At 70.5% G+C, this 22,547-nt stretch carries 18 protein-coding genes and 2 pseudogenes; 7 read left to right on the forward strand and 13 right to left on the reverse strand.

Features of this window, described 5'->3' with window-relative positions:
* Window positions 1-140 precede the first annotated feature (140 nt).
* A complete protein-coding gene (locus AC07AB_RS06910; protein ID WP_478561207.1) occupies window positions 141-1,841 on the reverse strand; it encodes an ABC transporter ATP-binding protein in 1,701 nt (566 codons plus the stop codon).
* Window positions 1,838-3,694: an ABC transporter ATP-binding protein gene (locus AC07AB_RS06915; RefSeq protein WP_478561210.1), complete on the reverse strand. Its 1,857-nt coding sequence runs from the start codon at window positions 3,692-3,694 to the stop codon at window positions 1,838-1,840. The genes AC07AB_RS06910 and AC07AB_RS06915 overlap by 4 nt, the downstream gene beginning before the upstream one ends.
* A gap of 185 nt (window positions 3,695-3,879) precedes the next feature.
* Between AC07AB_RS06915 and AC07AB_RS06920 the strand changes: the two genes are divergently transcribed.
* Window positions 3,880-4,560 (forward strand): TetR/AcrR family transcriptional regulator, encoded by a 681-nt coding sequence (locus tag AC07AB_RS06920; RefSeq protein ID WP_478561213.1) that lies wholly within the window; start codon window positions 3,880-3,882, stop codon window positions 4,558-4,560.
* A 109-nt stretch (window positions 4,561-4,669) separates the two neighbouring features.
* Here the strand turns inward: AC07AB_RS06920 and AC07AB_RS06925 are convergent.
* The 3 genes and pseudogenes from AC07AB_RS06925 to AC07AB_RS06935 all read right to left on the reverse strand — a co-directional run.
* Window positions 4,670-4,999 (reverse strand): annotated as a pseudogene (locus AC07AB_RS06925) (thioesterase II family protein); the annotation flags it as partial.
* A gap of 354 nt (window positions 5,000-5,353) precedes the next feature.
* The gene (locus tag AC07AB_RS06930; protein ID WP_478561216.1) at window positions 5,354-5,986 is read right to left on the reverse strand and encodes a TetR/AcrR family transcriptional regulator; all 633 of its coding nucleotides are present in this window, start codon (window positions 5,984-5,986) and stop codon (window positions 5,354-5,356) included.
* A gap of 58 nt (window positions 5,987-6,044) precedes the next feature.
* Window positions 6,045-7,610 (reverse strand): MFS transporter, encoded by a 1,566-nt coding sequence (locus AC07AB_RS06935; protein WP_478561219.1) that lies wholly within the window; start codon window positions 7,608-7,610, stop codon window positions 6,045-6,047.
* A gap of 169 nt (window positions 7,611-7,779) precedes the next feature.
* On the opposite strand from AC07AB_RS06935, the gene AC07AB_RS06940 reads away from it, so the two are divergent.
* Entirely contained in the window at window positions 7,780-8,055 is a 276-nt protein-coding gene (locus AC07AB_RS06940) for a hypothetical protein (protein ID WP_478561222.1), read from the forward strand.
* A 155-nt stretch (window positions 8,056-8,210) separates the two neighbouring features.
* Here AC07AB_RS06940 and AC07AB_RS06945 read toward each other — a convergent pair whose 3' ends face one another.
* Window positions 8,211-10,820, reverse strand: coding sequence for a PA14 domain-containing protein (locus AC07AB_RS06945; RefSeq protein ID WP_478561225.1), 2,610 nt, complete (start codon window positions 10,818-10,820; stop codon window positions 8,211-8,213).
* 195 nt (window positions 10,821-11,015) lie between these two features.
* On the opposite strand from AC07AB_RS06945, the gene AC07AB_RS06950 reads away from it, so the two are divergent.
* Window positions 11,016-12,029, forward strand: coding sequence for a LacI family DNA-binding transcriptional regulator (locus AC07AB_RS06950; RefSeq protein WP_478561228.1), 1,014 nt, complete (start codon window positions 11,016-11,018; stop codon window positions 12,027-12,029).
* 303 nt (window positions 12,030-12,332) lie between these two features.
* Window positions 12,333-13,118 (forward strand): pentapeptide repeat-containing protein, encoded by a 786-nt coding sequence (locus AC07AB_RS06955; RefSeq protein ID WP_478561231.1) that lies wholly within the window; start codon window positions 12,333-12,335, stop codon window positions 13,116-13,118.
* A gap of 175 nt (window positions 13,119-13,293) precedes the next feature.
* Here AC07AB_RS06955 and AC07AB_RS06960 read toward each other — a convergent pair whose 3' ends face one another.
* The 3 genes and pseudogenes from AC07AB_RS06960 to AC07AB_RS06970 all read right to left on the reverse strand — a co-directional run bounded on the left by AC07AB_RS06960 (window position 13,294) and on the right by AC07AB_RS06970 (window position 14,258).
* Entirely contained in the window at window positions 13,294-13,581 is a 288-nt protein-coding gene (locus tag AC07AB_RS06960) for an integrase core domain-containing protein (RefSeq protein WP_478561590.1), read from the reverse strand.
* A 15-nt stretch (window positions 13,582-13,596) separates the two neighbouring features.
* Window positions 13,597-13,794 (reverse strand): annotated as a pseudogene (locus tag AC07AB_RS06965) (IS3 family transposase); the annotation flags it as partial.
* Window positions 13,795-13,883: 89 nt separating this feature from the next.
* The gene (locus AC07AB_RS06970) at window positions 13,884-14,258 is read right to left on the reverse strand and encodes a transposase (protein ID WP_478561233.1); all 375 of its coding nucleotides are present in this window, start codon (window positions 14,256-14,258) and stop codon (window positions 13,884-13,886) included.
* A gap of 10 nt (window positions 14,259-14,268) precedes the next feature.
* On the opposite strand from AC07AB_RS06970, the gene AC07AB_RS06975 reads away from it, so the two are divergent.
* Complete coding sequence (locus AC07AB_RS06975) at window positions 14,269-14,877, forward strand: TauD/TfdA family dioxygenase (protein WP_478561236.1); 609 nt, start codon at window positions 14,269-14,271, stop codon at window positions 14,875-14,877.
* A 198-nt stretch (window positions 14,878-15,075) separates the two neighbouring features.
* Here AC07AB_RS06975 and AC07AB_RS06980 read toward each other — a convergent pair whose 3' ends face one another.
* The 4 genes from AC07AB_RS06980 to AC07AB_RS06995 form a co-directional block, all read right to left on the reverse strand.
* Window positions 15,076-17,535 (reverse strand): ABC transporter permease, encoded by a 2,460-nt coding sequence (locus AC07AB_RS06980; protein ID WP_478561239.1) that lies wholly within the window; start codon window positions 17,533-17,535, stop codon window positions 15,076-15,078.
* Entirely contained in the window at window positions 17,529-18,266 is a 738-nt protein-coding gene (locus tag AC07AB_RS06985; protein ID WP_478561242.1) for an ABC transporter ATP-binding protein, read from the reverse strand. The genes AC07AB_RS06980 and AC07AB_RS06985 overlap by 7 nt, the downstream gene beginning before the upstream one ends.
* 329 nt (window positions 18,267-18,595) lie before the next feature.
* Window positions 18,596-18,760, reverse strand: coding sequence for a hypothetical protein (locus tag AC07AB_RS06990; RefSeq protein ID WP_478561244.1), 165 nt, complete (start codon window positions 18,758-18,760; stop codon window positions 18,596-18,598).
* An 87-nt stretch (window positions 18,761-18,847) separates the two neighbouring features.
* Window positions 18,848-19,663, reverse strand: coding sequence for an AfsR/SARP family transcriptional regulator (locus AC07AB_RS06995; RefSeq protein WP_478561247.1), 816 nt, complete (start codon window positions 19,661-19,663; stop codon window positions 18,848-18,850).
* A gap of 289 nt (window positions 19,664-19,952) precedes the next feature.
* Here AC07AB_RS06995 and AC07AB_RS07000 point away from each other — a divergent pair, with 289 nt between their 5' ends.
* Together AC07AB_RS07000 and AC07AB_RS07005 are read left to right on the forward strand one after the other, a co-directional pair.
* On the forward strand, window positions 19,953-21,251 hold the full coding sequence (locus AC07AB_RS07000) for a sensor histidine kinase (protein ID WP_478561250.1): 1,299 nt from the start codon (window positions 19,953-19,955) through the stop codon (window positions 21,249-21,251).
* Window positions 21,215-21,883, forward strand: coding sequence for a response regulator (locus AC07AB_RS07005; RefSeq protein WP_478561253.1), 669 nt, complete (start codon window positions 21,215-21,217; stop codon window positions 21,881-21,883). Before AC07AB_RS07000 ends, AC07AB_RS07005 begins: the two co-directional genes overlap by 37 nt.
* Window positions 21,884-22,547 lie beyond the last annotated feature (664 nt).

Raw genomic sequence — 22,547 nt, forward strand, 5'->3', positions numbered from 1 at the left:
ATTACTCGCTGCGGCGGATGGCACGACGGCCCCCCCCCCCCCCCCCCCCCCCCCCCCCTCCCCCCCCCTCCCCCCCCCCCCCCCCCCCCCCCCCCCGCTGCCGGCGGTGGAACGTACGACGAGCTTTCGACTGCCGTGTGTCAGACGGCTGCCGGGGCTCTGAAGCGTGCGTAGTGCCCGCCGAGCCGGCACAACTCCTGGTGTGTTCCCGACTCGACGACGCGCCCGCCGTCCAGGAAGACGATCCGGTCCGCGTCCTCGACCGTGTGCAGCCGGTGCGCGACCAGCACCACGGTCCGGCCGCGCATCAGCGCGTTCAGCCCGTCCTGTACGGCGGCCTCGCTCTCCGGGTCGAGCGCGGAGGTCGCCTCGTCGAGAAAGAGCACGGGGGCGTCCTTGAGCAGGGCGCGGGCGATGGACACACGCTGCCGCTCGCCCCCGGACAGCGCCGCGCCGCCCTCTGCGACCTCGGTCGCCCAGCCGTCCGGCAGCCGGGCGACGACCTCGTCGAGGCGTGCGGCGGCGGCTGCCGCGCGGAGGTCGGCGGGGGTGGCGTCCGAGCGTCCGAGGCGCACGTTGTCCTCGATGGTGCCCGCGAAGAGGTAGACGTCCTGGAAGACGACGGAGAACCGGGACATGAGCCGGTCCGTGGCGATGTCGCGCACATCGGCGCCGCCCAGACGTACGGTCCCGCCGTCCACGTCGTGGAAGCGGGCCATGAGGTGCAGGAGCGTGCTCTTGCCCGCGCCGGACGGGCCGACGACCGCGAGCCGCTCGCCCTCGGCGACGGTCAGCGACACCCCGTCGATGACCGTGCGTCCGCCGCGGCGGAACGAGACCGACTCCAGGGCGATCCCGTCCCCCACCGGTTCCCGCGGTTCGACGGGCTCCGGCAGCGGCTGGGCCTTGAGCACGGCGTCGACGCGCTCCAGCTCGCCGCGCGCGCCGCGCATGATGCCGCTCAGGTCCGACACGGCCAGCAGCGGGTCCACGCAGCGGGCCGCCAGGACCAGCATCACGAGCACGTCGGCCGGTTCCGTGCGTCCGCTCAGGGCCAGTTGGGCGCCGATCGCCAGGAGGGCGGTGAAGGCGACGGGCACCGCGAAGGAGAGGCCGAGCACGCCCGGCAGCGCGGCGAGGGACGAGCGCCGTCCGGCCCGCCACTGCTCCTGGAGCGCGTCGTCCAGCAGCCGGTAGCCCTCGCCGGTCGTGCCGCCCGCGCGGAGCACCGGCTGGGCCCGTACGAACTCCACGACCCGGCCCGCGGCCTCCTCGCCGCGACGCGCCCGCTCGGCGTCCGCCCGCGCCGTGGCGCGGGAGGTCGCGCGCAGCACCCAAGCGATCAGGGGCGCGGCGATCAGCCCGCCGAGCGCCAGCCGCCAGTCGAAGCAGAACATCACGGCCAGCACGGTCAGCGGGGTGAGGTACGCGCTGGTGAGGGGCTTCAGCAGGTGTGCGGGGACGGACATGACCTCCAGCACGCTGCGGCCGGCGAGCACCGTCACCTCGCCCACCCGGTTCGGGGTGAACCAGCCCAGCGGCAGCCGGGCGAGGTGGTCACCGAGCCGGTGGTGGAGGCCGCGGGAGAGCGCCGCGCCCGTGCCGTAGCCGGCCAGGTCGCTGACGGCGTGCAGCGCGGCGTAGCCGGCGACGGCCGCCGCGAAGGCGGCGAGCCACGGCCAGGCGTCGTGCGCGCTGCCCCCGAGGAGGGCGCGCGACAGGGGCACCAGGAGCGCGTAGGAGAGCCCTTCGGCGACCGCGCCGGCCGCCATCAGGGCGATGGCACGGCGCAGTGGGCGGGCGTGTCGTTCGCCGAGCACGCGGAGGAGCAGGCGGATCACCGGCCCTCGCCTCCCAGCAGGCTCGGCTCGGTGCCCGCCGGTGCGGCGTCCCGCCCTGGGCGCCCGTGCTGCGCTCGCCACATCGTCGCGAACTTCCCTTCTTTGGCGAGCAGTTCCCTATAGGTGCCGCTCTCGACGATGCGGCCGTCTTCCATGACGGCGATGCGGTCCGCCCGGGTGACGGTCTCCAGGCGGTGGGCGATCACGAGCCGCGTGCGGTCCGCGGCCAGGGCGTCGAGCGCGTGGCCCACGGCGGCCTCGGTCCGGGGGTCGGCGAAGGCCATGGCCTCGTCGAGCACGAGGACGGGCGCGTCGAGGAGCAACGCCCGCGCGATGGACAGGCGTTGGGCCTCGCCGCCGGAGAGTCCGGCGTCCTCGCCGATGACGGAGTCGTAGCCGCGCGGCATGGCCGCGACGCATTCATGGATTCCGGCGGCCCTCGCGGCCCGTTCGACGGCGTCGCGGTCGGCGTGCGGCACGGCGAGGGCGATGTTGCGGGCCACGGTGGTGCGCAGCAGCCGGACGTCCTGGAAGACGAAGGCGATGCGGCGATACAGCTCGCGGCTTTGCATATCGCGCAACTCCACGCCGCCGAGCAGGATCTGACCGCACGTCGGGTCGAGGAACCTGGGGAGCAGTTGGACGAGGGTGGACTTGCCGGCGCCGGAGGGGCCGACGAGCGCCGTCGTCGTGCCGGGCTCCAGGGTCAGGTCGATGCCGCGCAGGACGGGCTGGTCGCTCTCGTACGCGAAGTGGACGTCGCGGAACTCCACGCGGTGCCCCTGCGGCAGGGCGGGGGCGGCGGGCTCGGCCAGCGGGGCCAGGGCCAGCAGGGCGTTGACGCGCTCGGCCGACTGCTGGGCGGCGAGCACGTTGTCCATGCCGTGGCCGAGGGCCGCGACGGGGGCGGTGAGCGCCATCGACAGCAGCAGGAAGGGCATCAGGTCGGCGGGGGCGAGGGAGCCGGCGGCGAGGAGGGCGGTGGCGCCGGTGAGAACGGTGAGGAGGACGAAGGGCGGGGAGAGCACGAGGGTGGCGACCGAGGCGAGCGGTGCGACCTTCTTGACCCAGCCGAGGAAGTAGTCGGCGAAGTCGTCCGCCGCATCGGTGAAGCGCCGGTGGGCGCGGTCCGCGCCGCCGAAGGTCTTCACCACCGCGATGCCCTCGACGAACTCGACGGCGGAGCCGGTGATCCGGCCCATGGCGGCGCCCACCGCCTGCTTGTCGCGCCGCCGCCCGTCGGAGGCGAGCGCGCGGTGGCACGCCAGGCCGAGCAGCGCCGGCACGGCCGCGACGAGGGTCAGCCGCCAGTCGACCCAGGCCAGATAGGCGAGTGAGGCGGCGGGGACGACCACGGCGGAGGTGAGTTCGCCGGGGGTGTGGGCGAAGAGGTGGTGGAGCTGAGCGATATCGTTCTGAGCGACTTGGTTCAGCTCGCCGGAGCTGCGGCGCGCGTACCAGCCCAGCGGCACCCGGGCGAGCCGCTGGGCGAGCGTGCGGCGCAGGGTCAGCTGGAGCCGGCCGTCGATGAGGTGGGCGAGGCCGCCGGAGAGGGTGCCGAGGAGGACGCGTACGAGCAGACCGGCCGCGCCCAGCGCGACGACCGCCCATACGTGGCCGTGGTCCACGGGCGGGTCCCCGAGCAGCGTCCGGCCCAGCTCCGCCACGGCCAGCAGCGGGGCCAGTCCGGCCAGGGCGCTGACGGCCTGGAGCGCGAGCACGGCGGCCAGTCCGCCGCGGTACGGGCGTAACAGCGCGGCCAGGGCCTGTCGCCCGGAGAGGTGCGGCGCGGTTTCCGCCGGGTGCTGCTCGCCGTCTCCGGAGCTTTCCCCTGGTTCGGACCCTGGTTTCACACGCCGCCCCCAAGTAGCTTTCACGCAGAACGAGTATACGCGTATACCAAGGTAACCCTCACTGACCTTTCTGTCACCACTATCCCGTGCCGATGCCATCCACACCACGCCGATACGATGCGGCCGACCCCCCGTCAAACACCTCGTAAGCACCCAGAAACCAGAAAACAGAGAAAGGCGGCCAGTTGAATCCCCCACCTGCCCGCACAGCCGGACCGAACCGCCCCGGCAGGCTGTCCCGCGAGACGATCATCCGCACCGCCCGCCACATCCTGGACAGCGAGGGCGTCGACCATCTGTCCATGCGGCGGCTGGCCCGTGAGCTGTCCATAACCCCCATGGCCCTCTACCGCTACGTGCACGACAAGGACCAGTTGCTGCTCCTGCTGCTGGAGGACTACGCCCAGCAGATCCCCCGCCCCGACCTCCCCGACCGGCCCCGCGACCGCCTTCTCGCCGCGGCCCAGGTCCTGCACGACGTCCTCGCCAAGTGCCCGTGGATCGTCGAGGTCGTCATCTCCGACGACCTGATGGCCGTCTCCGCGCTCCGGATCGTCGAGAACGTCGTGGACGCCGCCGTCGGCGCCGGACTCACCCCGGAACAGGCCGTCTACGCCTACCGCGTGATCTGGTACTACACCGCGGGCGAGATCATGTTCCGCGACACCAGCGACCGCCGCCGCGCCAAGCTCGACCGCCCCGCCTACCGCGACCAGGCCATCACCGCCATCGACCCGGTCGAGCTCCCCCGCCTCGCGGCGCTCTCCGGCCAATGGGCCGAGCTGACCGCCCGTGATACCTACCGCCAGGGCCTGGAGGACATCGTCGACGGAGTTCTCGCGCGCGCCGCCGCCCCCGGCGGCTGACCGCACGCCGCGCCGCCGTCCAGGTTTTCGCCAGCCGGACCCTGCCACGCTGGCGGCACCCGTCCGCGAGGCGCAGGCAAGGAGCGCGCAGTTGCCCGAACAGATGGCGCGGGGCGGGCAGCCCGCGGGCGGCGATCTCCCGGGCGGCCTCGTACGCCACCGAGGCGCCCATGCTGTGGCCGAACAGGGCGCTGGGGACGTTCCGCAGCAGCGGCGTCATCGCGGTGACGGCCTGGTCGACCATATCGTCCATGTTCTCGATGAACGGCTCGGCCATCCGGTCGTCGCGGCCGGGGTACTTGACCGCGTGCATCTCGACGCCGGGCGGCAGGAGCCCGGCCCAGTCGCGGTAGAAGCCCGCACCGCCGCCGGCGTGCGGGAAGCAGAACAGTCGAAGGGCCGTGCCGCGCAGCGCGCGGTGGCTCTGGAACCATTTCATGCGGGGCGCTCTCCTCCTCGGGTCTCGGCGAAGTCCACCGCGGCCAGTGGCGCCACGGCCCGTGGCCGAGCGGTTCGGGGTAGCCGAGACCCGCGGTGAGCCGCTGCCACGCCTCACTGACGGTGAGCAGCCGTTGGCCTCGGCGCAGCGGGTCGTCACCCGTACGGGCGTGTTCCCTCAGTTTGCCGAGCGCGCGGAGCACGCCGGCCGGCCACTGGTGGGCGAGCACGTCCCGGAAGGGTGGCCGGGCGGCCGGGGCGCGGGTGCCGGTACGGGCATGGGCGGGCCCTCTCAATGACCCCCGCCGCGGTGGCCGCGGGGTCGCCGGAGCCCGTACGGCAAAATGACGGAACGTCAGCTTCCGGTGCTCTCGGGGCTGTTGACCAGGGCGCCATCGAGCACGGTGTTGATCATGTCTTGGATCTGTTCGTCATGAAGGGGCCGCCCCTGGCCGAGGAAGAGCCGGAGGATGATCACTCCGGCCAGCATGTCGACGACGCCCACGAGGTTCACATCCTGGCGGACGAGACCCTCGTCGCGCCCGCGGGTCAGCACCCGCTCCGCGGCGTCACGCCAGGGGCAGACCCAGGTCTCCATGTGACTGGAGGGGAAGTTGGGATCGCTGACCGCCTGGGCGGCCAAGTGCGGCAGCAGCCGTCCCTCGGGTGCGTTCAGCAGGCCGTCCCGCAGCCAGCGGGTCATGGCGAGCAGGTCTCCGCGAAGATCTCCGGTCTCGGGCACGTCGAAGTCCGCCATCAACGTGTCCAGCGCGTTGATGATCATCTCTTCCTTGGTGCGCCAGCGCCGGTAGACCGTGGCCCGGCCGACGCCCGCCCGCCGGGCGACCTGTTCCATCGTCAGGCCCTGGAAGCCGGACTCCCCCAGCAGCGATACGGTCGCCCGGAGAATGGCCCCGTCGGCGCTGCGGCTGCGCGGGCGGCCGCCACGCCGTATGCCGGACGGCTGATCTTCGCGGATCTCATGCATCGTTACCGTCAGCCTCTCGGTGCTTCCGGTGGTTGGTACGTCGCCCACCTGGCACGAATCATCCTACGCGCTCGCCCTTCGTGGAGGCGGGCTCCGCGAGGGTGGCCGGCTCGGGGTGCACGGGGGCCTTCCGGGGCATCCATACGAACACCACGGCCGCCATGACGAGCAGCACCACGGCTCCGCCGATCAGGGCGAGGTCCATGCTGTCGACATACGCCTCGCGGGCCTTGAGGGCCAGCTTCTCCCCGCCCGCGCCCAGTTGGCGGGCGACCTGGAGAGCGGCGCCGACCGTGTCACCGGCGGCGTCGGCCGCGGGCTTGGGCAGCCCCTTGACCGCGGGCTCCAGGTCACCGCGGTAGGCGGTGCCGAGCACACTGCCCAGGACGGCCACCCCGATGACGCCGCCGACCTGGCGGAAGGCGCTGGTCACCCCGGACGCCTCGCCCGACTTCTCGTCGGCCACCGTGGCCAGGGCGGTATGCATGGCGATCGCGAGGGTCAGACCGATGCCGAGCCCCAGGAGCAGTTGGCAGACCGCGACGTAGGAGTCGCTCGAATCAGCCTCGGTGGTGGAGAACATCACCAGACCGGCGGACATCAGCAGCAGGCCGGTGACCACGGGGCCGCGCGGCCCCACCCGTGGCGCGAGGCGTTCGGCCGAACCCGCGCCGACCATGACCGCGAGGACCACGGGCAGCATCCGCACCCCGGTGCCCAGCGAGGTGTTGCCGAGCACGGCCTGGAGATATGGGCTGAGCATGAACAGGAAGCCGGTCATCGCGAAGTGCACCAGCAGGAGAGCCACGATGGAGGCCCCGAAATGCCGGTTCCCGAACGCCGAGACGTCCAGTAGGGGGTGGTCGGTGGTGCGTTCACGCACGATGAACAGCGCCAGCACCACGACTCCGGCGGCCAGGCCGCCGAGGGTGGTCGCGCTCAGCCACCCCTCCTCCGGCGCCTGGATCAGCGCGTAGGTGAGCGAGACCAGTCCGATCACGGACAGGACGGCGCCCGTCCAGTCGAAGGCGTGCTTCTTCGCCCCCTTGTGCTCGGGGAACAGCAGCAGTCCCGCGACCAGCGCCACCACCAGGACCGGGACGTTGATCAGGAAGACCGAGCCCCACCAGAAGTGCTCCAGCAGCCAGCCGCCGGCCAACGGGCCGATCGGCAGCCCCAGGGCCACGCCCGCGGACCAGATGGCCAGGGCTCGCGCGCGCTCCTTCGGCGCGAAGAGCACCGGGAGCATGGCCAGCGACACGGGGGTGACAATCGCGGCGCCGAGTCCCATGAGGCCCCGGCCGAGGATGAGCCCGCCGGAGCTGTCCGCGGACGTCGCGTACGCCGAGGCGAGTCCGAACACCACCAGACCCGCCATCAGTAACCGCTTGCGGCCGATCCGGTCGGCGAAGACGCCGAAGGGCAGCATCAGGCTGGCGAAGACCAGCAGGTAGGCGTTGTGGAACCACTGGAGGTCGGTGTTGGAAGCGCCCAACTCCTGCACGAGTTCCGGCATGGCCACGTACAGGATCGTCGCGTCCAACCCGTTGACGAGTACGCAGATGACGAGAACCGCCAGTGCCCACCAGCGCTTCGAGTCATCCCAGATGGCCGGCCTGGACATAGTTCATCCCTCTCCCTCGATGTTGTGATACGAGACAGTCTCGTATCACAACATACCCAGCGCGCGCCTTCGCGCACTACTGGGCGGCCGGGGAATTCTCCGTTTCGGCCGGTCGGGTGATGGGTTGTCAGGCGAGTCAACCCAGCCATGCGGTAGCAGAGTTGACGGTATGTCGCGAAGCCTGATGGCGATGCGCGCCGGCGAGCTGTCGCGGGAGCACCGCCGTCAGGTGATGGCCCTCCTGGACGTGATCTACCGGCTGGAGCAGGCCGAGGGCCGGGCCCCGGCGGGTGATTGCCGCCGACCGGGGCGCGCCTCGTCGTCCGCCGGACGCGCGGCCCATCGCGGCAAGGGCTTGCCCGATGCCCGCCGCTGCCCCGCTCCGGTCCTCGTCGTACGGGCCGGGGGCCATCAGGGCCTACGCGCACGGCCCCCGGTCACGTGAGGGAGCCGGGACCGGACGAGGACGAGCTCAAGAGGGCGAGCACGGGTACACCCGGGCTGCCCGCACCGGCCACACGCCGCCGGGGAGAGAGGAGAGCGACCATCGCCCATGACGAGCAGCCGGCCGCCCTCCCTTCATGGCGCGATCAGAACAGCTCAGGCACACCCGGCGGGCTGAGCCTGCGAAGCGTCACGGATCAACGCCCGCTGCGCATCGTGCACCCGCTTCACATCGGGCTTCACGACCCTGCGGTCATAGGTGACCAGGCCGTTCAACTCGCCCTCCACATCGGAGATCTGCGTGTAGACGGCGCCGTTGCCCCCCTTGCAGGCCAAGGCCCGCACCTCGTTCAGCTTGTTGAGATAGTCATCCGTGTACGTGGCCGGATCCACGTCCACATACGACTGCTGCACGGACCACGCGTGCCCGGGAACACCGAGCCCGAGCCCCCCGTACTCCCCTGCCACCAGAGCCCGCTTGCCGTCCGGGTGCGGCGGCAGCGCGGGGCTCGGATACCCGTGCTCGTCCATGATGTCGCCCGTACCGCCATCGACCCCGAGGTTGAGACCCGACATCGAGTTGATCAGCCGCGTCGGGTCCCACGCCTTGGCCTGGTCGGCTATGCGGGCCTCGTCGTACTGCCCCCAGCCCTCGTTGAACGTGACCCACATGATGACCGACGGATGGTTGTAGTGCTGGTCGATCATGGTCCGCATCTCACGCTCGTACTCGGCGCGCGCCGCCGTGCTCGGGTTCGTCCCCGCCGCCATCGCCGGCATGTCCTGCCATACGAGCAGCCCCAGCTTGTCGGCCCAGTAGAACCACCGGTCCGGCTCGACCTTGATGTGCTTGCGGACCGAGTTGAACCCCATCCGCTTGTGCATCTTCAGGTCGTACGCGAGCGCCTTGTCGCTCGGCGCGGTGTGCAGCCCGTCGGGCCAGAACCCCTGGTCCAGCGTGGCCATCATGAAGGTGGGCTTCCCGTTCAGCACGGTGCGCGGAGTGCCGTCCACCCGCTCCACGGAAATCGACCGCATCCCGAAGTAGCTCCTGACCCGGTCCCCGCCGACGCTCACCTTGAGGTCGTACAGATAGGGGTCGTCCGGCGTCCACAAGCGCGGCTTGGGGATCTTCAGGTCGAGCGCACTCCCCGACCGGCCCGTAACGGTGCCGACCCTGCGCTTTCCGGCGTACGCGGTGGCGGTGACCGGAAGGCCGTCACGTACGCCCCTGGTCTCGACGGTCAGCCTGCCGCTCGCATCGGGCGTCAGCTTCAGATCGGCGACATGGTCCGCGGCGACGGGCTCCATCCACACGGTCTGCCAGATCCCGGAGGACGGGGTGTACCAGATGCCGCTGGGGTCGAGGCGCTGCTTGCCCATCGGCGGGTTCTCACCGTTCGCCGCGTCGGTCGGGTCGTACACGCCGACGATGAGCTCCTGGGTGCGCCCCGGCTTCAGCGCGTCCGTGATGTCCGCGCTGAACTTGTCGTACCCGCCCTTGTGATCGGCGACCTTCTTGCCGTTCACGTACACCTGCGCCTGCCAGTCGACGGCGCCGAAGTTCAGCTGGAGCCGCTTGCCGCGGCCCACCTTCCAGTCCGCCGGAACCGTGAAGGTGCGCCGGTACCACATGCGGTCCTCGTGGCGCTCGATCCCGGACAGCTGTGACTCCACCGGGTAGGGCACCAGGATCTTCTCGCCCAGTCGCTTGCCCACCGGTACGGCGTCGCCCGCCTTGGCCGCGGCGAACTGCCACCTCCCGTTAAGATTCCGCCACTCGGACCGGGTGAGCTGCGGCCGCGGGTACTCGCGGTGCGCGTTAGCGGGCGTCACTCCGTCGCCCCAGGTGGTGCTCAGTTCGTGTGTGGAGTGGTTGGGCCCACTCGACCAGAAGGAGCCGACGGCGACGCCGTCCGTTCCGGTCAGGCCGCCCTTCCCGTCGTACGCCACGTCCACGAGGCCCGGCGCGTCGCCGTTCTTGTTGCCGACGACGGGCTCCTTCAGCCCGATCAGCAGGGCCCGGGAGTCGTCCGGGTCCGCCTTGACGCGGCTCAGCGGCCACTTGCTGCCCCCGATCACGGCCGAGACATGGCCGTTCACCTGACCCGGCACCCTGCCGATCTTCTGCGCGAAGTCGAGCTTCAGGCTCCGCCCGTCACCGAGGACGGTCGTGCCGATGGCACCGTCGTACTTCCAGTCGTCGGGCAGCCGGAACGCCGACGACGGGATGGCTTGCTTCCGCTCGCCGGGCTCGGTCCACCGCAGATGCAGATTGGATCCGCCGACGTGCTCGAAGTACTCGACCTTGATGTCGACCGCCTGATCGGCCGTCAACGCAACGGGTTTGGAGGTCTGTTCCTTGTCCCAGTCATCGACCCAGTGGTCGATGACCAGCTTCCCACCGACCCACAGCCGGAAGCCGTTGTCCCCGATGATGGAAAACGTCGTCGAGCCGGATTTCTCGGGCACGAGCTTCCCGGTCCAGCGCACACTGGCATGATCCGACTGCCCGGTGGCGGACTGCAGCCGGGATTCGAGGCTGCCGAAGTCGATGTTCGGATCGAATCCCGTCGCCTTCAACTTGCCGAAGTCGAATGCCCCCGGGGCGGATTGGGTGTAGTACTCGCCCTTGAGCCCCTTCGGCACGACCGGATCGTCCGCGGCCGTGGCGTGCGGGGCCATGGTGAGCCCCGTGAGTCCGAGTGTCGCTGTGAGGAGCAGGGCCAAATGTCGGCCGGTTCGTCTGAGGGTTCTGGTGCGCACGGATCCTCCTGTAGGGGAACGCGTCTGCTAAAACGCGGTGAGGAAGGGTGGCGACTCGCCGCTCAAGTCGGTACAACTCATCTGTACAACGTTGCAAAGAACAGCAGTTCGCATGACAGCACGTGATCCGGCGCGCTGTCCAGAGCCAGGACGAGCGCGCCCGAGGGGCGGGCGTGCCGAGCCGAGGGAGATTCCGTGCGGGTGAGCCTCAAGGACGTCGCGGAGCACGCCGGCGTCTCGATCAAGACCGTGTCGAATGTCGTGAACAACTACCGGCATGTGACTCCGGCGATGCGCAGGCACGTCCAACAGACGATCGACGAGCTCGGCTACCGACCGAACCTGACCGCCCGTAACCTGCGCAAAGGGCGTACGGGCATCATCGCCCTCGCCGTCCCCGAGCTCGGCAACCCCTACTTCGCCGAACTCGCGGGAGCCGTGATCGACGCGGCGGCGGCGCACGATGTCACCGTGCTCCTCGACCACACCCAGGGCGACCGCGAGCAAGAGGTTTTGGTCAGCCAGAGCTTCCGGGCGCGGGTGATCGACGGACTCATCCTGAGCCCGCTGGAGCTGGAGGCGGAGGATCTGCGCGGCCGGGACGACGACGTGCCGCTGGTGCTGCTCGGTGAGCGCGAGTACGACCTGCCCTACGACCACATCGCCATCGACAACGTCGCCGCGGCCCGTACCGCGGTGCGCCATCTGCTGGGCCGCGGCCGTACGCAGATCGTCTACCTAGGCGCGCGCACCGACTCGGCCAGCCGGCCCGCGCACCTGCGACTGGACGGCTGGCGCGCGGAGTTGATTGCGGCAGGACTGCCGGCACCGGACACGCTGGTCGGTGAGACCAGCGGCTGGGACCGGGGCGACGGCGCCGACGCGATGGCCCGGATGCTGGACTCGGGGGTCCGCCCGGACGCCGTGTTCGCGTACAACGACCTGGTGGCGATCGGTGCGATGCGGGTGCTGCACGAGCGGGGCCTCAGGGTGCCGTGGGACGTGGCGGTGGTCGGCTTCGACGACATCGCGGAGGGCCGGTTCGGTGCGGTCACACTGACCACGATCTCGCCGGACAAGCTCGCGATCGCCCGGCTCGCGGTGCAGTCGCTGCTGCACCGTCTGGAGCGGCCCGAGGATCGCTCGGGACATGAACTGACCCCGGAATACCGCCTGATCGAGCGCGAGAGCACCCTCGGCCGCCGCTGACCCGAACGGAGCGCCGCGCCCCGACGATCGCCCCCCTCCGGCCGGCGAGTCTCTGCGCAACGCCTGTACGGCTTTCTTCCAACGATATAAACCTTCCCTGTACCGCGTACCGCCCGCGCGACCGGGCAGCCATCCAGCCCCGCCGGCGCTCACGCGCCGGGCTATGCCGTTCTTGGGAGGGCCTCCGATGACGCGGACCGCATGACCCATTCGCTCTTCAGGGTGAATGCGCCAGCTCCCGGGGATGGGATCTCTGCCTCTGCGATGGGATGAGACATGCGCAGGTCCAAAAGCGTCGAGGCGATGGCCGTGCACGACGATCGGTTCAGGGAGGCTCTGGTACGCCTCGGTTCCGACAATCGGCACACCCGTTCCGCGGGCATCCAGCTCCTGACGCAACTCGGCCACCGTGGGCTCGGTGCGGCACTGTTCGCGGTACCAACCCTGGCCCTCTTCATCCGGCGCCGTGTGCCTCAGAGTTCATGTGCGATACCACCCTCCACTTGGTGGGACCGCATCAGCGCGGTGTGGCGAACTACCCCTCCTGCAAGCGAGCCGCCCCCCGTGCTGCGGCCAACGTTGCCCGCCGAGCCCGAAACTGACGTGCATGAGGCACTGAAGGCGCTGAGCGAGCTCACACACCGCATCCCCCGCAGCCGTGCTATCCAGGGCCTTGACTTCAGCAACCTCCACCTTCACTCCGCCGCGCTGAGGCAGGCGAACCTCCCCGGCGCCCGGTTCAGTGGGGCGAACCTCTCACGCGCCCAGCTCGACGAGGCGGATCTCTCTGGTGCCGGGTTCAGGGGGACGGATCTCTCCGGTGCTCTGCTTTCCCGTACGAACCTGACTCGTGCCCATTTTGAGCGGGCGAACCTCGCCGGTGCCTGGTTCATCGGCGCGAACCTCGCCGACGCATGGTTCAGCGGGGCGGACCTCTCTCTCGCCCGGCTTGATGGGGCGAACCTCGCCGGTGCCCGGCTTGGCGGGGCCGATCTACGGACCGCAGTGCGGTTGACTGTCGAGCAGGTGACAGCGGCGCGTCTTACCCGCTCGACCAAGCTGCCCCCCGAGATTTCGCGGGAACTGTGAGCCATCGCCAGTCAGCTCCGGATCTTTCCGGGTGGAGGGTCCGGTTCAGGCGCCCAGCATGTGTTCGTCCTGGTGAGGCGCCTGATGAACTCGCTCGTGCTCATGAGCGCCACTGAATCCGGAGCCCCGGCGGACTGAGCGTGTTCCGCTTTGGCGGACACTATTGGTGCGGTGGTCAGGCTGCGAGTGCGGTCTCATATTCGGCGGGGCTGAGGTAGCCGAGTCTGCTGTGCAGTCGGTGCAGGGTGTACCAACCCTCGATGAAGTCGAAGATCGCGGTGCGGGCTGCGGCCCGGCTGGGCCAGGCGGAGGTGCCGAGCAGTTCGCGTTTGATGGTCGAGATGAACGACTCGGCGAGCGCGTTGTCCCAGCACTGACTGGTGCGGCTGACCAACAGTCGAATCCCGAACTCGTTTCCCAGCGCAGCGAATTGCTGACCGGTGTACTCAGCGATTGCGGTCACATGCCGTCGTCTGCGGTGCCGGCCCTGCAGTCCGGCGGCCTGCATCAGTCGTGCGACACGACGGCGGCCGCACCTGGCACCTTCGCGTATGAGCACGGCGTGCACGCGCGGGGCCCCATAGGTTCCGCGCGATTTCGCATGGACCTCGACAATCTCTTGGTCAGCTCGGCATCCCGCACCGCACGGGGCCGGGCAGGCCGGAGCGACGGGCATAGAAGGCGGTCCGGGAGACCTTCATCAGCTCACCCGCCCGTTTGGCGCTGTGACCTGCCTGCTTTCCGCCTCGATGAACGGGCGCACCGTCACCGGGCCTCCTGCGCGAAGAAAGCCGTGGCCCGCTTGAGGACGTCGACATCCTCGCGCAGCCGGCGGTTCTCCCGCCGCAGCGCGGCCCGTTCCTCACGCTCACCGCTGTTCAGCCCGTTACGCTCGCCCGCGTCGACCTCGGCCTGCTTCACCCAGTCCCGCACCGCGGTCTCGGTCAGTTCGAAGTCCTCGGCGACCTGCCCGCCCGAGCGGTCACCCCGCCGGCGCAGGCCGACGATCTCGGCCTTGAACCCCGGCGTAAACGAACGGCGAGGGCGGCGAGACTTCTTCTCCCCATGCTCTCCATGATGGACATCCTCCCGGGGCTGAACCCCTGATCTCGAATGACCGTCAAAGCGAATCAAGCCCAACTTCTACTGCGTGGAGCCCGCGCACACCCAAGGGGCGACCCCGCTCGCGGATATTCGCGAGGTGTACCGGGCGATCGACCCCGCGGTGCGGGGGGAGTTCGAGCGGCGCGGCGGCTGGCGCGTAGTGCGCAACTTCCACGCCGACTTCGTCGTGCCGTGGCAGGAGGCGTTCAACACCACCGATCGGGACGCGGCCGTGGAGTACTGCCGGGGCAAGGGCATCGCGGCCGAGTGGCGTGCGGACGGCGGGTTGCGGACCACAGCGATCCGGGCAGCGGTGCACACTCACCCGGTCTCCGGCGAGGAGGTGTGGTTCAACCACGCCACGTTCTGGCACCTCACCTCGGTCGCGCCGGAGGTCCAGGAGGGGTTGCGGGAGATCTTCGCCGACGAGAACCTGCCCACCAACACCTACTTCGGCGACGGCGGGCGCATCCCGGACGAGACGGTGGCGCACCTGCGGGCCGCCCACCGCTCGGCTTCGACTCGCTTCGGCTGGCAGCGCGACGACGTGCTCATCGTCGACAACATGCTGGCCGCACACGGCCGGGAGTCGTTCACCGGCCCCCGGCAGATCGCGGTGGCGATGGCTGAACTGTCCGCTCCGGCGGCTGCCTGACGAAGGCGCCGGACCGGACACACCCCCGGCCGTCACTCATGGGCCGCGGCCAAACGACCGGGGCCGCCGGGCTGCCGAAAGGGGCGCCCGCGCCACCTCACCCGGACAAAGCCGACGCAGGCCACGGGGGTCGCCGTGCGACGCAGGGGCGGCGCCGGACGGGAAGGGGAAGGGACCGCCCGGCGCCGGTTCAGCGGGTCACTCCTGTACACCCGCCAACTCCACCGCCCTGCGACGCAGGGAGAGGCTGGCCGCGGTGACCGCCGAGACCACGGCGAGCACCGCGCAGGCGCCCACGGTCGCACCGAGCGTTGCCCACGGGATCTCGATCGACGTCCACACCGAGAGCAGGCCCAGCGCGCTCCATATGCCCATCAGGTTGAGCCCCGCGGCCAGCGCTCCCAGCACTCCACCGACCATGACCACCATCAGCGCCTCGGCGCCCACCAGCCGTAACACCTGCCAACTGGTGGCCCCGGCCAACCGCAGCACGGCCAGGTCGCGGACCCGGTCGGAGGCCGCCATGACCATGGTGTTGGCCAGCGAGATGCCGGTGTACAGCAGGGCGATGCCGAGGACCAGCAGGAAGCCCATTCGGGTCGTCCGGTTGGTCTCGGGGTACATCGTCTGCGCCCACTGCTCGTTGGTGAGCACCTCCCCGCTCGACGCCCGGACCGCGTCCCGCAGTCCGGCGGCCACGGCAGCCGCGTCGGCGCCGTCCGCGAGGCGTACGTCGACCCGGTCGACGGGCGCGTTCGGAGCGTTGCGCGGCGTGACGTAGACGCCGTTGTTGCCGGTGCCGATCGTCATGACCGCAACGATCTTCAGGGACTTCTTCGTGCCGTCGCCGAGCCACACGTCCACGCTCTGCCCCACGGCGTGCCGCTCCCACTCCTCGTTGACGATGATCGAGTCGTCGTCCAGGTCGCTCACCTTCCCGGCGGCGAGCGGCAGTCGGGCGGTGTCGGCGAGCAGGCGGGGGTCGGCGGCGGCGCGGGCTTCGGACTTGATGAGCGCCGCGCCCTCCTCCAGGACGTACACGGCGCTCGACGAGGTCGCGGAGACCTCAGTGCTGGGCACGGAACGTAGCTTCTTCAGAGTCGAGTTGTCGAAGCCCGTGTCGCCCGCAGGGGTGACCACGAAGTCGGCGGCCGTCTGCTCGCGGACCTCGGTGGCCTTCGCCTCGTTGAGGGTGGCGGTGGCGCCCAGTAGCGATCCTGCCAGCGCGACCGTGACCAGGACGGGCGCCGCGATGGCGGCTGTGCGCCGGACGCCGGCGGCGGCGTTCTCCCGTATCAGCATTCCAGTGGCGCCGGGCAGTTGGGCCGGTAGCCAGGCGATCAGCTGGGTCAGCGGGCGCACCAGCACCGGCGCGAGCAGCGCCACCGCGGTGATCAACAGCATGGGCCGGCTCACGTAGGTCTTGCGGTGCAGCAGGCCGCTCGGATCGGTCGCCAGGGCCAGGACCAGCGTCACGACGGCGGTCAGCAGCAGACCGGCGCCGAACAGCCAGCGGCCCCACGTCATCGTCCGGGTGTCCACGGCCGCCTCGCGCAGCGCCTCGGTGGGGCCGGTGCGCCCTGCGCGCCAGGACGCGGCCAGTACTCCGGACAGCGCCACGAGCAGGCCTGTCCAGAAGGCCAGGTGGTATGGCCAGGTGTAGTCGCCGATAGTGAACCAGCGGGGCGCGAGGCCCTCGTCGACCGCCCACTCGGCGAGCTTCGGCGCCCCGTAGGAGCCGAGCACGCAGCCGGCCGCAGAGGCGAGCACACCGATCAGGAGGGCCTCGGAGACGACCATGCGGCGAATCTGCCCCGGAGTCGCCCCAGCCGTGCGCAGCAGCCCGAACTCGCGGCGGCGCTGGGCGACCGTGAACGCGAAGGTCGACGCCACCACGAACACCGACACGAACCCGGTGACACCACCGGCCGTGCCGAACATGGCGTTCATCGCGGTGAGGGCCTCGCTGTCCCGGTCGGGATCGGCGTCGGCGTACCGGCGCGCGTCGCTGGTGAGGACCTGGACGCCGTCGCTGCCGCGCACCGCCTCGCATACGGCAGCCGCGTCCGCGTCGACGACGAGTTGGACGCTGCGCGGCGCCAACTGGGCGGCACGGGCGTCTGTGTGGAAGACGGCGTTCTCGAAGCCGAGTCCTGCCACGGTGCCGACGACCCGTACGGTGCCGACGTCGGTCCGCACTCGCGTGCCCGGCCGGGCCCAGTTGCCACTGACGACGACCTCGTCCGCGGCCTTCGGCGCGCGTCCCGCGTCGAGCCGGTACGGCGCGAAGGCAGCGGTGGACCAGGGGTGGCCCACCAGATCGCTGGGGCCGCCCTGGGCCCGTACGGCGAACGACCGGTCCTCGACGACGGTCCCGAGGCCCTCCAGCTTCGCGACCACGTTGTCGGGTACGGCGCGCGGCTGCGCGAGCTTCTGGGTACGGTCGCCGATCGAGGTGGGCACCCGCAGGGTGTCCATGCCCTTGACGACGACCGGTGCCGCGGCGAACCGCTCGGGCTTGCGGTCGGGTGCGTCCAGCGAGGACGCCAGGGCCAGTCCCATGACGGCGATCAGCGCCACGCCCAGCGAGAGAGCGACGAAGCTGCCGACGAATGTGACCCAGCGGGTGCGCAGGGTGCGCAGGGCGGTGCTCAGCACGGCACGGCCTCCAGCTTGGTCATGCGCCCGGCGATGTCCTCGGCGGAGGCGCCGACCAGCTCGCCATTGACGCGGCCGTCGACGAGGAAGACGATACGGTCGGCGTAGGAGGCGGCGACCGGGTCATGGGTGACCATGATGATCGTCTGGCCCTCGCGGTTCACCATGCCGCGCAGCAGGGCGAGTACCTCACGGCTGGTCTGCGAGTCGAGCGCGCCGGTCGGCTCGTCGCCGAACAGCATCTCGGGGCGCGTGATCAGAGCGCGGGCCAGGGCGACTCGCTGCTGCTGGCCGCCGGACATCTCCGTCGGCCGGTGCCGCGCCCGCTCGCCCAGTCCGACCTGCTCCAGCACCTCGCGGACCCGGGCCTTCGGGGGGCGGCGGCCGGCCAGCCGCAGCGGCAGGGCCACGTTCTGCTCGGCGGTCAGCGAGGGCAGCAGGTTGAACGCCTGGAACACGAAGCCGATGCGCTCGCGGCGCAGCAGGGTCAGCTTGGTCTCACTGAGCCCGCTCAGCTCGGTCCTGCCGACGGTGACCGAGCCGGAGGTGGGCCGATCCAGGCCCGCGGCGCACTGCAGCAATGTCGACTTGCCCGAGCCGGACGGTCCCATCACGGCGGTGAACGTGCCCTTCGGGAAGCCGAGCGACACCTGGTCGAGGGCGGTGACGGATGTACCGCCGGAGCCGTACCTCCGGGTCACGGAGCGCAGTTGGATCGCATCGTCGGTCATCTGTTCCTACTCATGTCGGTGTCGGTCCTCCCCCGCATCTGAGCGGGACGGAACTTCGGGAGACGGCGCCGTCGGAGCGGCCTGGGCACCCGGGACGGCGCGGCAGGTGCCTGCCGTCGCAGGACCCTGTGTCCGACTGCCGCCCGGGCACACCCGGGCGCGTGGCGTCCCTCCTCGTTTTCCTGATGCCTCCACCAGATCGCAAGAGCCCCTCACGGCGCAGTGCGGCAGGGACGAGACTTGAGGTAGGGCCAGACCTACCCCACGGTGTAAATCCAGCTCACCCCGAGCTGCGGCCACCGTGACAAGTCCCCAGAGGACAGCCCGCCTCAGACCGCCCGCAGCAGCTTTCTCCCCGCACGGGACTCCTCCAGGCTCGCTGCGGTAAGACGGAGCAAGGGATGGAAGCGGAAGCGGGGCGCGCCGGTGGCGTCGATGCCACATGCCTCCAGCAACGACGCCTCGACCAGCCGATCCAGGAACTCCTCAGTCACGGCCTCGGGCAGCCCGAAAAGCAGCGCGGCCCCACTGCGGTGAGTTCCCGTCCCGCTCCCAAGGCGATCCGTTTCATCAACTCCTGTTCATCCAGCAGCCGTTGCCGCAGCGCTGCGGAATGTGTCCGCCGTACATCGAGCGGGCCCACCCTCAACTCCGCGAGAAGAGATGCCTGATCGTCCAGGCGTCGCGCGAGCCGCGTCATCGGCCAGTGCGGCCGGGCCGAGAGCCGGACGGCCGCGGCCCGTAGTGCGAGCGGCAGCCGTCCGCAGGCCTCGATGACGGCAATGGCCGCCTCGGGTTCCACGGCGATCCGGCTGCTCCCTGCGATCGCGGCTGACGAGCCGGGTGAGTTCGGAGATCAGCCGCCCATGTCGGCCGAGCGCGAGATCCGCCTCGATCCGGTGTTCCAGAGCGCTCATCCGGACCTCCTCCAGCTGCGGCAGCTCCACCTCCGTGAGATGCGGCGTGACATTGGCCGGCGCCGAGCCCTGCCACAGGTCGAGTGCCTGCCACAGGTCGAGTGCCTGCCGGAGCGTGTCGGCGGCCTGGGCGAACCGCCGCTCCGCCAACGCCCGGCGCCCGAGCCGCTCCAGCCGCGCGAACTCGACGACGTCGACGTGCGCCCCGTCGGCGACCAACTGGTAGCCAGGAGGGCGGCGTACCAGGTCGACCCCGGGGCCGAGGAGTTTTCGCAGTCTCGACATGTAGGTGTAGATCTGAGCGTTCCACGTGGCCGGCGGGTCCCACCCCCACAGCAGTTCACTCAGCCTCTCGTCACTCACCACTCGACCATGGGCGAGCAGCAGCACGGCCAGAACCGTATGCACCTTGGAGCCCGACAGCGCGATGCGACGCGCCCCGTCTCTCGCCTCGACCTGACCGAGAAGCTGGAATTTCATGTAAACCCCCCACTTTGTTCAACCGCGCCTGCACAAGCGGCCGCAACTGGTTCGGAATGTTGGAACGCCGGGACGCCGGTCATGACATGCGCCAGAAGGTGACGAACCCGCGTCTCTCGTTGGCAGCGCCCTGCGTGGCTCGTCCTGCGGCCTACGCCTCGTGACCTTCAGGGGCCGCTGCCCGAGCCCGTGATCTCCCGGTCCGGTACGGGGGTGGGGCTGGCCCTACCCCCGATCCACGCCCTGGGCCGATGGCGCCGCGCAGGTTCGCCCTCCTACGGTGATCCCCATGCACCCTCGGAATGTGTGGCAGGCCATGTCCCGGCCGGACTTCTTACTGTCGGTCTGGCCCTGGCGCTCTGTCGCATATCTGCTGACCGGCGCGGTGACCGGCGTGGCCGCCCTGGTGGCGATCGTGACGGTTGCCGCGGTCTGCGGGGTCCTCACCGTCGTCCTGGTCGGGCTTCCCCTGCTCGTCGTAGTCGCCCTCAGCGGGATTCCGGTGGCCTGGCTGGAGCGGCGCAGGCTGCGCCTGATCGACCATGAACCGGCGTCCGGCCAGCACCAGGAGCCGACCGCGCCGGGACTGTGGACCTGGTTGACCACCCGCCTGCGCGAGCAGGCGACCTGGCGGGAGCTCGGGTACGCGCTGTTGTTCGCCGGGCTGCTGTGGCCGCTCGACGCTCTGGCGGTCACGGTCGCGCTGCTGTTCCCGCTGTCCATGGTCTCCGCCCCGCTGCTGATGGCCACGGTTGGCGGTGGCGACGAGACGAAGGTGCTCAAGCAGTGGACCGTCACCACGTGGCCGACCGCGTTCGGCGTCGCCGTGCTGGGCCTGCTCCTCATGGGTCTGTGCTGCTACGCGCTCGGTGTTGCGGCGGGCGCCCGCGCCGAGCTGACCCGGCTGCTGATCGCCTCCCGCGAGGGCGAACTCGGTGCCAGGGTGGTCGAACTGGCCAGCTCCCGCTTCCGGTTGGTGGACGCCTTCGAGGCGGAGCGGCGCCGTATCGAGCGCGATCTGCACGACGGTGCCCAACTGCGGTTGGTAGCCCTGACAATGGCCCTCGGCCTGGCCCGGCTGGACGCACCGCCCGGCCCACTCGCCGACCAGCTTGCCAAGGCCCACGAGGAGGCAGGCAAGGCGCTCGCGGAGCTGCGCGAGCTCATCCACGGCATCCATCCCAAGGTCCTCGCGGACTACGGCCTGCAGGCCGCGGTCGCCGACGCCGCGGACCGCTCCATGGTCCCCGTCGACGTCGACCTCGAACTGCCGGGCCGACTGCCCCAGGCGGTCGAGTCCGCGGCGTACTTCGTGGTCTGCGAAGCGCTCGCCAACGTCGCCAAGCACAGCGGGGCCGACCGTGCGCAGGTGAGCGGCGGTCACCGCGACGGCCGCCTGTTCCTCCACGTGCGCGACGACGGCCGGGGCGGTGCGGACACCTCAGCGGGTAGCGGACTCACCGGTCTCGCGGACCGGGTGTCGGTTCTGGATGGCAGACTCGCCCTGTCCAGTCCGCCGGGCGGACCGACCCTGTTACGTGTGGAGTTTCCTTGCGAGTTGACCGAGGCAGCCGATCGCTCCGCATAGTACTGGCCGAGGACAGCGTGTTGCTGCGGGAAGGACTCATCGGCCTGCTCGGCCGCTGCGGTCACGAGGTGGTGGCGGCCGTCGGGGACGCGGAGGCGCTGGTCGCTGCGGTCGAGGAGCACGCGCCCGACATCGTGGTGACGGACGTACGCATGCCGCCCGGCTTCCAGGACGAGGGTCTGCACGCGGCCGTGCGGCTGCGCGAGCAGCGGCCGGCGCTGCCCGTCCTGGTCCTCAGTCAGTACGTGCAACGGACGTACGCCTCCGAGCTCCTGGACTCCGGTGACGGTTCGGGGGTTGGCTACCTGCTGAAGGATCGCGTCGGCCAGGTCGAGGAGTTCGTCGACGCACTGCACGAGGTCGCGAACGGCGGGACGGTGGTCGACCCGGAGGTGGTGCGCCAGCTGCTGCGCCGCCGCCGCGATCCGCTGAAGCGGCTCACGCCGCGCGAGCGCGAGGTGCTGACGCTGATCGCGGCGGGCAAGTCCAACGGCGCGATCGCAAAGGAGCTGACAGTCTCCGAGGCTGCGATCGGCAAGCACATCAGCAGCATCCTCACCAAGCTGGACCTGCCTCCGGCGGACGAGACCCACCGCAGGGTGCTGGCCGTCCTCACATACCTGCGGGCCTGACCGGTGGCGTGGGCGTACCCGGGCTACCGTGTGGCCTATGAGACAGGCCAGAGGTGCTGCCCCATCTCGTGTCCACCCTCTCAAGCATCCTGCCCGTACCTGCCTACGCAACCAAGGAACCGAAACCGCCTCGGAAGTCTCGACGCACCCCCGGCCCTGGTCAGGAGAGCCTCGACTTCTCGGACTGGCACCCGCTCGGCCTGAGTGCCTGACGCCCGCAACATCAACGGAATATCTGCACGAGGACGCCCCGCCGCAGCAAGCCAGCGGGGCGTCGTCGTATCAGGTCCCCGTCTACGCAGGACCCCCGCCGGAGCGATCCGACGGGGGTCCTCACCTGTCACAAGCGATCACAAGCGATCACGGGCGGGTTACCAACCCCGCGGACGCAGTCACATCACAGGGCTCTGACCTCGACTTACGCGCTCACCCTGGATCAACTGGACGCCCATGGACGGTTTCTACGACATGTGCCATGTGGGACCGCCATAGCTCACGACGAATGGCCACCACCGCACGCGGCCACGGGGAGCGGATTGTCGCTCTACGCCAGCAGCGTGCGGGTTTCGGCATACAGGGCGGTATCGGCCGATGGCTATGTCACACCAGTGTGCGAGCGGATGCAGTGGGCGACACTCCCCCTCCTTTTCGGCTCCGACCGCCG

Source organism: Streptomyces sp. NPDC044033 (assembly GCF_056434425.1).

Bases quoted from the DNA above. Each gene is read 5' to 3' on its own strand.
- AC07AB_RS06930 (WP_478561216.1), bottom strand. From the start codon at position 5,986: ATGCATGAGATCCGCGAAGATCAGCCGTCCGGCATACGGCGTGGCGGC.
- AC07AB_RS06935 (WP_478561219.1), bottom strand. From the start codon at position 7,610: ATGTCCAGGCCGGCCATCTGGGATGACTCGAAGCGCTGGTGGGCACTG.
- AC07AB_RS06940 (WP_478561222.1), top strand. From the start codon at position 7,780: ATGTCGCGAAGCCTGATGGCGATGCGCGCCGGCGAGCTGTCGCGGGAG.
- AC07AB_RS06955 (WP_478561231.1), top strand. From the start codon at position 12,333: ATGGCCGTGCACGACGATCGGTTCAGGGAGGCTCTGGTACGCCTCGGT.
- AC07AB_RS06985 (WP_478561242.1), bottom strand. From the start codon at position 18,266: ATGACCGACGATGCGATCCAACTGCGCTCCGTGACCCGGAGGTACGGC.
- AC07AB_RS06995 (WP_478561247.1), bottom strand. From the start codon at position 19,663: ATGAAATTCCAGCTTCTCGGTCAGGTCGAGGCGAGAGACGGGGCGCGT.
- AC07AB_RS07000 (WP_478561250.1), top strand. From the start codon at position 19,953: ATGCACCCTCGGAATGTGTGGCAGGCCATGTCCCGGCCGGACTTCTTA.